Origin of the sequence: Subsaximicrobium wynnwilliamsii, from assembly GCF_007997225.1 — a bacterium.
In the GTDB taxonomy this organism is placed as follows: Bacteria; Bacteroidota; Bacteroidia; order Flavobacteriales; family Flavobacteriaceae; genus Psychroserpens; species Psychroserpens wynnwilliamsii.
In genome coordinates this window covers 1-1887 of record NZ_VORM01000080.1, presented here as the reverse complement: position 1 = coordinate 1887, position 1887 = coordinate 1, and the positions used below count along the sequence as shown (strand labels likewise).

At 32.6% G+C, this 1887-nt stretch carries 1 protein-coding gene; it reads left to right on the top strand.

From position 1 onward, the window contains the following. Positions 1-1126: 1126 nt before the first annotated feature. Entirely contained in the window at positions 1127-1624 is a 498-nt protein-coding gene (locus tag ESY88_RS20545) for a hypothetical protein (RefSeq protein ID WP_147088587.1), read from the top strand. The last annotated feature ends 263 nt before the right edge of the window (positions 1625-1887 follow it).

Here is a 1887-nt window from a genome sequence, read left to right as displayed (position 1 = left end):
CGCAACTAATCATACTCAAGAGCGTTGCCTAATATAGCAGAATTCACTCGCACCCAAGCAATTCGGATTTTTGAGACATTTATCTAACCAATATTGCGGAAACCAATCTTTGCGGAATTTTGAGCAGGTTTTCGGAATCGAATCTAGTTCTCAATTTAGCCAGTTTGCGGAATTGAGAACCATTGCGGAAAAAAAGCTTGAAAATTATAATTGGACAATCAACCAACGGAATTGAGCCAGTTTGCGGAATTGTTCACTCAAACGGAATACAAGTCAGACTAATAATTTCGGGCGGACTTTTATCACTCTTGCGCACTGCTATAAACAGTCATTTATCTAAAGAATCAAAATTCTGAAACTACATTAGGCAACATCGCGTATAATTAATTGCTAGGCCTGTTCTCCTTCCGAAAAGCCTCGTGGATTTTATAGTTCGTTTTTATTTGCTAAATTTACTGCTTGAGACACGCAACTAATCATACTCAAGAGCGTTATCTTGCATTTAACAAAAATTGTGATGAAATTCAAGACATTACGCATTGAAATCCCAAAAATAAACTGAAACTGAAATACAAATAGAAATAGAAATAGAAATATAAATTTAAAAAATCATTACGCCGAAATTATCACTCATACGAAAAATTTAATTTCCCCGCTTTCCAATGTTAAGTTGCAGCACGGGAGACATTGAGCTTGCCGCAAGGCAATTGCAAATTATTTTAAAAGCATTACGCCGAAATTTACTCTTACGGAATAATAACGCGGAAATTAAATCGAAATTTTTTTTGGTTTATAAGTGCAAAACCGAAACTTTGTGTTTCCCGACCAAATTAGATTTATCCGAAAAAATATTTAAAAACTGAATACGGAAAACCGGAATGGAATCTAAATGGAAATTATTAAATTAGAATTTTAAAAAACAATACGACGGAATTTATAAGATCGTCGAAAAACAAAAATTGCGGATAGATAAAAACGCAAGATAACACCGTGTATAGACCATTGCTGGGTCTGTGCTTTATTTGGAATATTATGGAAATGCCCAAAAGTTTGTTTATATTTGGATTGGTTCGTGTATGAAACACGCAACGGTCCATACACATAAACGTTGGCAACAAGCTGAAAAATGGACATAGAATATTTACCAAATAAAGGTTTTATCCTTAATTCTCTCAAATTTGAATGGAATAACGAACGAAATTCTGTTAGAGAAAAATTAGGAATGAAACATAAGGAAGAAGACAAAATAATTGACGTAGCTGAATTTTTTGATGGAGATGAAAGTATGAATATTCATCAAAAAAGAGATGTTTATGAAAATCTGAATTCGAAAAAAGATATGCTGTTTCTGAATTACGACAAGGAAAATCGATTAAGGGATTTAGAAGTTCATTACGGTTTTGACATATTAATTGACAATATCCGACTTGATTTTGGAACAGAAATTTCTGATTTAATTAAACAATTTAAAAATATCGGAACTGAATACTCTGAATTAGAAAAAGGAAATTATTTTTTACCAAAATTAAAAATAACGATAGCAGATAGTGAATCAATGGGTGGAGATGGAACTGGATTATCCTATTTTTATGCGACTTCTGACATTAGTCATTTAACGAAATAAAAGAAAGCCAGTTGCCAACACCGTATAAAAATAATTGCGGTTTAATGCTTAACTAAAGGTCGTTGCGTGTTTGTAACGTCTGATTTTCCTTCGGAAAATCCTCGCATACAAATCCGCAACTATTCTTATACATAAACGTTGGCATTCATTGAGCAGAACCGTTAAAAATGAAAATTATGAGTAATTTTAAAGAGATTAAATCGGAAATTGAAAAATATGCGAATGACTCAAATCTGACTGAATTACAAATCGTTGAGAAACTG